Consider the following 8,280-nt stretch of genomic DNA (forward strand, 5'->3'; position numbering starts at 1 on the left):
AGACGAGTCAGAATGACTCGTCTTTTTTGTATGCTTTCATACCTCTGTTAATTGCCTGCTTAACTCCTTCTAAATAGGCGAATCCATACCTTTTATCTGGTTCTAAGTAAGTACCTTCTGCCCATTCATTCCACGCATTAATAAATAAAAACTCGCTGTTGTAAAGAGAATAGGTACGCTGGATTTGTTTGCTTAAATATATCGTGAACTTCCTAGGGGTAGAACCTAGGAAGATGCTGCTATTTAAGTCTTTGCGGCGTGCTGTATTGTCCCAGTCAACAAAGGCACCAGGAAATGTTTTTTTCTCTGGAGGAGATCGTTTTAGTATATACATCCACACTTTATCATAATCCCAAGCGTTTATTTGTTTACCAGACTCATATATTGTTTTATTTATGTCTGAAGAGCTATCATGAGCAATTGTATAAAAAGGCTCGAATTCAATGCTAGCATCAAATCCATTTATATTAGGAAGTGGAAAGCTGTTTAATGTTTCTGCAAAGTATATACCTTTCAAACCATTTTCTTGTGCGAGTGTATTCCAATAATGAAGCATTTGTTCACAATGAGGGATATGCCCGGGGCGATAAATAATGAATAGTGGTTTATCGTCTATACGGATATATCTCTCATCTTGGAAAGCTTGCAATAAATACTCAAAGTGCTCTTTCCAATCCGATAATTCTCCATAATTTTGAGGCATTAATATGTGACTATCAAGACCATCCCAAGTTTTTGTCCACGGTTCATTTGCCCAAGAAAGGCAAAATGGAAAATCTGGTTCTTTCATCTTAAGTACCTCATTAAAGGGTGCCTCCAATAGCCTCTTCCCTTTAAACCAGTAATGGTAATAACAAAAACCATATATGCCATGTGCTTTGGCGATTTCTGCTTGCCATTTTCTTACGGATGGGGTGGTTAAGTCATAATAAAAATCTTGATAAGGTTCTCTAGGTTGGTAATGTCCTGAAAATAAAGGTCGTGCACTTTTAGTATTTGTCCATTCAGTAAACCCTTTCCCCCACCATCGGTCATTTTCTTTTATTTGATGAAACTGTGGTAAGTAAAAAGCGATTATTTTCAAGATATATCCCCCTTATGTTCTTCGTAGTTCAAGTGGTGGGAAGTTACTTTTGATTTTTCGAATCTAGTTAAAACATGAGATATGTTATTTACTTACTGTGTTTATGCTGCATAATGAATTCTTTTGTACAGTGTGCTTAATATGGAAATCTTTGATGATTTAATATATACGGCTGAGATACAAAATGATCTTCATTATACAATGAGCGAAAAGAGTTAATCTTTTTGGAGAACAAATAGAGCTTGGGGTAACCGGTTTGTATCATCAAAAAAGTCCCGTAGCTTTAAATACTTCTCATAGTGGTTTTTAATATAAGTTCTAGGTATAACGGTTTCCCCGTAGAAGCTACTGTTTCTAACGTCTCCAGCTCCCGTAGGGCTGTGGACAAAATTGCCGCTTTCATAATCCGAGATGGCACGATTTATATCTGGAAAAGCTTGAGATAAAGTTTTATGCCATCCCGTTTGAATTAATTCAGGGTGTTCCTTAAATTGTTGACAGAAATCGAGAAAATAGCGTGCTTGTGTTGTGGCGATGAAGATGCCACCTGGACGAAGAATTCTTGAAAATTCCTTTATCCAATTTTCTGCTGTTTCTTCGGATAAATGTGAGAATACAGAATAAGCGAATATGATATCTAATGAATTGTCATTAATAAATTCTACAGGAGGTTGTGGGTTGGCTGTTTTATATATCCCTCTTCCTAACGTTTCATTACAAAGAGTAATCATGAGGGGATCTACATCAATACCAAGTAAATTTTCATCGCGAACATCTTTGAAAAAGAAGCGTATGATTCTTCCCCATCCGCAACCAAAGTCTAAAATTTTACGTCCTTTATTCAAAGGAACACCTAGATTTTGGGCATATGTTTTTACATGGCTATAAAACAAATATGCTTCATAAAGAGCATGTTCATAGGAAGCACCTACAAACTGTTGTTGAATTTCTTCAGGGGGGAACATAGGTACTGGGATGCCATTTATCTTTGTTTGTGAGCAACTTTGTATAAATAGATTTAGAAGTTCAACATCAGAAAGCGGGCTAACAAGGTTATCAAAATCATTTCCTAACTTGAAGTTATTCATTTGTTAACCTCCAAATTATATAGTACCTAAAAATTATTTTCGTGTTTTTTACTAATAAAAACGTGTAGAAATTCAGCATCTAACCCCAGTGATCTATCCTTTTGTAAATAAACAATGGTATACATATTTGCATGTGTATAAATATATTCAATCATATCTTGACCCCAATCAAATGTTACTAAAGACCCCTTCTCATCAATAGGATTACCATGATAAATTGGCTCCTCAATATATTCGATTCCTTCTTTATTGATTCTTGCTCTTTGTAAAGTCTTTGTGAGTGTATGATACCAAGGGACAGTAAACACATGAGCACCGCCAGGCTTTAATACACGCTCTATTTCTTTAAAGGCTTTGTTTGGCTCCATTACATGTTCAAAGACATCTTGAGTAATGAACAAATCAAAAGATTCATTTTGGAAAGTCATATCTTCTAAGTTCTCACATCTAATTCCTTGAAAGTATTGGCCGAGAGGATAGTTTTTAAAGTATTGAGAATACGTATAGTTTTTGCAGTTTTTTATAAGTAGCTGAGTTGTAATTCCCCCAGGAGAGGATTCGTGGATATGATAGGAACCCCATTTAGGAAAAAATGTATTTAAAACATGGATTATAGCTCGCTGCCTTGGTATAGAGTGGCATGTAGAACATAAGTAATGATCTCTAAGCCAATCATTATGCTCTATAAATGTAGTTTCCTTCTCACAAATAACGCAATATCCATTATTGTGCTTCAAATTACCTTCCACATGACATCACTCCTTTGTAAAAAAATGCATATGACACACACGTCAACAATCAGTGAAATCAAAGAGAGTGGGTGGAAATTAGGGAACCCATAAAAGTGAGATTGGTAGAATGGAATAATTAGCGGGAGAGAACCCCACGCTAATTAAAGTTTCACTTTATGCTATGCGATACATTCGCTTTTATTCATTGAAGAATGTATCGACTTAGAATATCCCTTTTGTGTACGGATACATTTCAAAGTCTTGTGCATATATTTCTGTAACTAACGCCATTGTTTCTTCATCATAAAAGCTTTCATATGTTGGGAAGCGAGGGAAGGTGGCATCTGTAATGCTGAGTTCTGCATAGCTTCCTGTATAAAGCATCTTATGAGCCCGATGATGATCTGAATTTGTAAGAAGCTCTAAATTGGATTTAATCAAATCGTACGTGTGTTCTATCTTGGTGATTTGTGTATTAAAATCTTCTAAAGGAATATAGTATTGGATGAAATTTTCTTCACCTGGAACGTATTGCTGACTAAAATGTATGTCCATTGCTAGGGAATTTGAACCCAATGCTCGAATGTAATATAAAAATTGTTTAAATGATACTCCACGGTTACTATATTTGTCATTATACAAATAGTGGCGGATATTTTCCCATTGAGGGCTAGCATATGGATTGTCAGCAAGTAATAAAAATGAGCTGACGGCCCTTTTGTAGGGATTCCGTACAAGTTTACAAACATCTTTATTTGCTGTTAGAAGCCCATTTTGTAACTCTGGTATGTAGTTAGTGTTGTTTTTATACACCCAGAATTCATAGTAATGAATAAAGTCATGGTATTTCTTTGCTTCATTAAACAATCCAATTTGAAAAAAGAACCAATTAGCTAAGGCGGTACATCCGCTTCTATGGCTCCAGAATAGTATAAGTGGAAAGTCTTTATGGAAATGTGGGATTCGATCTTTATGTAGGATTACATGATTTAAAAGCTCCTGATTTATACTCTTCATACATGTAGTGCTCCTTTTTGAAATTTTTATTTATGGAGAAGGGAAGTTTTTACTAATCCAATATATTCATGGGAATGAGTAAATAGTATGAGTGTTTTTTGCGGTCAGCTTAAATAAGATAGCGATTCTAAAAGGAAAATATAAAATAAAGATAATGAAAATTTATAGGAAGCATACAATGATAAGAGGATGAATAATAGCAGTGACCAAGTTCATTTAGTTGCATTTCTAGGTGTGATAAGCAAAAATCTTATTACTAGAGAGGATATTATGAGGAAGAATAATTATTTAATAGTAGGTGGAAATAGTTTCATTGGTATTAACCTCGCATTAGGTTTATTGAAACAAGGTCAAACTGTCAAAGTATTTTCCAGACATATAAATAATTTTCCTCAAAATATTATAAGTGATGTTGAATTTATTAAAGGTGATTTAGCAAATGTTGAAGATATATATAAAGCTTTAGTGGATGTGGATATTATTATTTATTTAGCTGCAACGTCTAATGTAGCAACTTCAATTGAAGATGTTTTCGGAGATATAAACAGTAGCTTTTTTTTTCTTAACTTCATGGAAAGTGTTAAAAATTTTCCTGTTAAAAAAATTGTATTAGCATCTTCTGGAGGCACGGTTTATGGTGAACCGAAATATTTACCTATTGATGAGGAACATCCATTAAAACCACTTTCTCCTTATGGAATAACAAAAGTGTCGCTTGAAAATTACTTGTACTTTTATAAGAAAAAATACGGAATTGACTATGTTGTATGTAGATATTCTAATCCATATGGAAAATATCAAAATCCTTTAAAGAAAGTTGGGGCAATAAACTGTTTTTTGTATCAGCATCTCAGTAATGAAAAGATTAATATATATGGGAATCCACAGGAGATTATTCGAGATTATATTTATATCGATGATTTAGTTGAAATCACTATACAACTATCACAATTAAATCGTTTGAAATCTTGTGTGTATAACATAGGGAGCGGCAAGGGTCTCTCTTTAAAACGAATTATAGTAGAATTGGAGAAATTAACGGAAAGAAAAGTGGACTTTACCTGCTATAAACAAAGGCAAGAAAATGTTCAAAAAATCATTTTAAATATAGATAGAGTAAGACGAGAATGTAATTGGGAACCGAAAATAGATTTCAAAAGTGGAATTAGATTAAATAAGCTATGGATTGAAGAGTTCTTATATAGTAAAAAATAATAAACCATGCCCTACTTTTGTATAAGTAGAGCGTGGTTTATTATTTTATTTCTTTTTTTATTACCCAAAGGTCTTGATGTTCCCACCAAAAACCTTCAGTGTATTTTTTGATGACAGGGTTATAGGGTAATAATTTAATTTTGTCACATACGTAAGAGGGACTAACGATCGTTTGCCCGTATTGATGAACATCCAAATCTAATTGTTCACTAGAAGGGAGAAACCAATAACCCTGTTTATTTAAATCTGGAAAGCTGAAGTACTTTTTACTTTGATAACCATGAGTTGTGAAAATGAGTAAGCCTTCAGGAGAAACAGCATTATACAATGTTTGAAGCCAACGAAACCAAGTTGTATCAGGCATATGAGAAAAAAAGGATAGACAAAAAACGATATCATACGTAGAGGAGGTCAAATTTACTTGTTCAGGTTCAGGGTGAGACAAGATAGAAGAAGTATTTAATGTACGTTCAATAAAAGTAATAGCCTCTTCATGTATATCGCAGGTAGTTATACTTAAGTTCGTTTGTAGGTTTAATAAATGACGTGTTACGCAGCCGTATCCGGATGCGAATTCTAATAATTTTATTGGAGTGTCTATAGGAGGATAAAAGGACGTAATTAAATCTAAGAGTGTTTCTGCGGATTTTCTCCCATCTTGAAAATAATAATCTATCGCTTCTTTTTTAGATGGGAAGACTGGATTAGTGACAAGGAATTGAAAGATATGATCCTCTGGATGGATACTTGCATTTACATTGTAGTTGTGTGCAATTTGAGAAATCAAATCTTTATTTGCCTCTATAAATTCTTTCAATGAGTAACCCCCCTTAAATGATAGTAACGTCTTACAAGAGACACTGATGGCGAAGAAAATATATCATTCAATCTTCAAATATGCTTTAAGATACTTTCTATATGTGTACATTTTCTTTTTTGAAATATTGTCGATAGTAAAGGTTTCTTTAATGAAATTCTGCATTTGTACAACTTCACTGTAATGGGAATATGAATCTTCTGTTCCCGTTACGCTATTTGTATGTCGTCTATGATAGTTTAGTGGTTTTGGATTGAAATAAATGTTCCCCTCTTTAAGAATAGAAACATAGAAAAACCAATCACCAGCTACTTTAAACTTTTCTAATTGTTTTTCTGTTGTTTTTATATCTATGTTTTTAAAAACTACACTTGAGACATTAGGTATGGTGTTCTTGATAAGTAATGTATCTTGTATTTCATCTATCCCTTTTCGAAAATAAGAACTTTTCCATTTTTCTTTATCAATATCATTTGTGTAATCTAAATAATGATTGGCCAGGATATTTCCTTGTTCATCTATTTGTTTTGATTGTGTGTAGCTTAAGGTAACATCACCATTTATATGAAACCCTTGTATTACTTCTTCTAAAAATGTCTGATCACATAAGTCATCGGCCTCTGCAATCCAAATATAATCACCGGTTGCTGCAGAGACGCCTTTTATCCATTGTTTAAATACAGAACCAGAGTTTTTATCATTAATAATCTGCTGAACTTTTAGGTGGGGCTTATTTTCGTTTGAGAGCAGCTGTTTAAATATAGATACGCTATTGTCAGTGGAGGCATCGTCTAGGAAAATTAGTTCGTAAAGGGGATAGGTTTGGTTTAATATGGATTTAACTCGGTCAGGTAAGTATTTTTCGTAATTATAGTTCGGTATGATTACGCTTATTTTTTTGTAATTATGATCAAGTAGGTTTAACAGTTGATAAATGTAATGAAGAAAGTTAAAATCTTTTTCAATAAGCTCTTGGCCAAAGCGCCCTTTTTGTAATCGTAAGTCTTCATCTCCAATAAATTCATATATTCTTTCCAGCACCTGCGGTAAATTTAAAAAGTCTACTAAGGCGCCAGTTTGTTCCGTAACAACATCTTCAAAACCTCCAGCGTTTTTAAACCCTATAACAGGGACTTTTGTATCTAATGCTTCTAAAACAACGTTTGGAAAAGGATCTTCTCTTGAAGTTAATAAATATAAATCAGCCCCGGCGTTATATAAACCGATATCTGGAGTAGGCTCAACTAATGTGAAATGTGCTGTATATCTTGGGGATAGTGTGTTAAAGAAATGAACATCCGTTCTCCCGACCCAGATAAAATGAATATTCGTATGAACTTTTCTTACTGAGTAAGCAATAAGTGAGAATAAATCTATCCCTTTCCGATGATCAGCAAAACCTACTCCCAAAATGATTTTGCTATCTAGAGGCAGGTTGTGTTTTTTTCGTAATTCGCTTCTAGCTTTTGCAATATTGTTCTTATAAGGATTGTGGTTAAACAAGCCTTGAGGGAGGATGTGGCATTTTTGATGATCTAATTGGGTGATTGTACGGAATTTTTCATACACGTACTGTGAAGGGAAGACAATTTTGTAAGCAAACTGGGCAATGTTTCTCGCTTTCCCCTCGGCAGAGTACTGTTGTATTAAATGCGGCAATTCATGTATTAATGAAATAACTTTTATATTGTGTTTAGCTAGTAATGCAACTATGTCACCACTTATGACGGTACTACATATGGCGATGGTATAGTCTTGTGATAGTAACTTCTTTATTAATAATTCGACCCTTTTTTCTGTTGGGTAGTCTTCCTCTAGGCAATAAACAGGACCATACTTTTGAAAATCGTGGATTAAAATGCCCGTTCCAATAGAAATAATTGCGACGGAGTAATGAAAGTTTTCTTTAAGAGCTTTAATAGTATGTAAAGAAAGCAGCTGTGCTCCGTGGAAATGGGCATCATGGGATACATAAATGATCTTCTTATTAACATGCATTTCATAACGCCTCCTAAGTTAATTAGATTTTTAGTAAATGCATGGTATATTTATAATTCCTAGAGAGAAGTGGTAGGAGATAATTGTGAATACAGCTGGAATGTACTCGAAATAAAAAGTGCTACCTTTAATATATATTTGTTTGGCTTGCTATTCATTCTTTAGAAAGGTGTAAGTAAGAAAGTATAAACTGTCAATTATGAAAGTGATCGCAACAATTTATTAATCTCTAGGAACGGAGTATAAATGAAGAAGGTTCAATACCCTTTAGAATTTATAAAATAAAAAGGATAAAAGGTATTGACGATTAGGATATAGAGGTGTAATATA

General features: G+C 33.7%; 7 protein-coding genes. 1 reads left to right on the forward strand and 6 read right to left on the reverse strand.

Translation table 11 applies throughout. The annotated features are described in order from the left end of the window. Positions 1-7: 7 nt before the first annotated feature. The 4 genes from GFJ36_RS01245 to GFJ36_RS01260 all read right to left on the reverse strand — a co-directional run bounded on the left by GFJ36_RS01245 (position 8) and on the right by GFJ36_RS01260 (position 3,920). Positions 8-1,084, reverse strand: a complete 1,077-nt coding sequence (locus tag GFJ36_RS01245) for a glycosyltransferase WbsX family protein (protein WP_088121150.1) — start codon at positions 1,082-1,084, stop codon at positions 8-10. 215 nt (positions 1,085-1,299) lie between these two features. Continuing rightward, positions 1,300-2,172, reverse strand: a complete 873-nt coding sequence (locus GFJ36_RS01250) for a class I SAM-dependent methyltransferase (RefSeq protein WP_088610427.1) — start codon at positions 2,170-2,172, stop codon at positions 1,300-1,302. Between the two features lie 26 nt (positions 2,173-2,198). After that, on the reverse strand, positions 2,199-2,921 hold the full coding sequence (locus GFJ36_RS01255; RefSeq protein ID WP_097891373.1) for a class I SAM-dependent methyltransferase: 723 nt from the start codon (positions 2,919-2,921) through the stop codon (positions 2,199-2,201). A gap of 204 nt (positions 2,922-3,125) precedes the next feature. After that, positions 3,126-3,920: a sulfotransferase family 2 domain-containing protein gene (locus GFJ36_RS01260; protein ID WP_097891371.1), complete on the reverse strand. Its 795-nt coding sequence runs from the start codon at positions 3,918-3,920 to the stop codon at positions 3,126-3,128. A gap of 270 nt (positions 3,921-4,190) precedes the next feature. On the opposite strand from GFJ36_RS01260, the gene GFJ36_RS01265 reads away from it, so the two are divergent. Beyond that, complete coding sequence (locus GFJ36_RS01265; protein WP_097891375.1) at positions 4,191-5,135, forward strand: NAD-dependent epimerase/dehydratase family protein; 945 nt, start codon at positions 4,191-4,193, stop codon at positions 5,133-5,135. A gap of 40 nt (positions 5,136-5,175) precedes the next feature. Here the strand turns inward: GFJ36_RS01265 and GFJ36_RS01270 are convergent, their stop codons facing one another. Continuing rightward, positions 5,176-5,952 (reverse strand): class I SAM-dependent methyltransferase, encoded by a 777-nt coding sequence (locus GFJ36_RS01270; RefSeq protein ID WP_088610424.1) that lies wholly within the window; start codon positions 5,950-5,952, stop codon positions 5,176-5,178. Between the two features lie 63 nt (positions 5,953-6,015). Further along, positions 6,016-7,950: a glycosyltransferase gene (locus tag GFJ36_RS01275; protein ID WP_097891369.1), complete on the reverse strand. Its 1,935-nt coding sequence runs from the start codon at positions 7,948-7,950 to the stop codon at positions 6,016-6,018. Between the last annotated feature and the right edge of the window lie 330 nt (positions 7,951-8,280).

Source organism: Bacillus sp. EE-W1, from assembly GCF_009760835.1.
Classification (GTDB): domain Bacteria; phylum Bacillota; class Bacilli; order Bacillales; family Bacillaceae_G; genus Bacillus_A; species Bacillus_A wiedmannii.